The sequence below is a fragment of the Pantoea rodasii genome (assembly GCF_002095465.1).
GTDB classification, from domain to species: domain Bacteria; phylum Pseudomonadota; class Gammaproteobacteria; order Enterobacterales; family Enterobacteriaceae; genus Pantoea; species Pantoea rodasii.
In genome coordinates this window covers 1-443 of sequence record NZ_MLFP01000074.1, presented here as the reverse complement: position 1 = coordinate 443, position 443 = coordinate 1, and the positions used below count along the sequence as shown (strand labels likewise).

1 protein-coding gene is annotated in these 443 nt (G+C 66.6%); it reads left to right on the top strand.

Going from position 1 to position 443, the window contains the following annotated elements; all coding sequences use genetic code 11:
- Positions 1–359, top strand: a 359-nt coding sequence (locus HA45_RS23395; protein WP_128599103.1) for an EAL domain-containing protein, incomplete at its 5' end; no start/stop codon positions are given.
- Positions 360–443: the final 84 nt, after the last annotated feature.

Below are 443 nucleotides of genomic sequence, written 5' to 3'. Positions count from 1 at the left end.
CGTTCGTTATCGATCACTACGGGCGGACGCTGGGCGCCATCAGCCTGCTGCGGCACGGCTTCGTCAGCGGCTTCAAGATTGACAAGTCGCTGACCCTTGAGCTCGGCACCAGCATGCGCGTGCGGATGATGGTTCCGGGCCATCGCGGCGCTGGGAAAAGCCTGGGTCTCAGCGTGGCGGCAGAGGGCGTGGAGGATACGGCGCAGCGGGCGTTCGTGACGACCGCCCAGTGCGCCAGCTTATCGAGCAGCAGGAAGGGCAGCGAGCCCAGAAACAGCAGGCCCCGACCGGCCCTGCGCAGGGTGCTGCCTTCAGAACAACCGGCCTCGCCGCTCCTGCTGAGCGTCAGCCGTTCGTAGTTTGCCAGCTCATAGTTGGTGGCGGGCGCCCGGCTGAGAAGCTCTTTCAGGGCCGCTTCCGGGCTTTCGGCCGTCAGGCTGCTG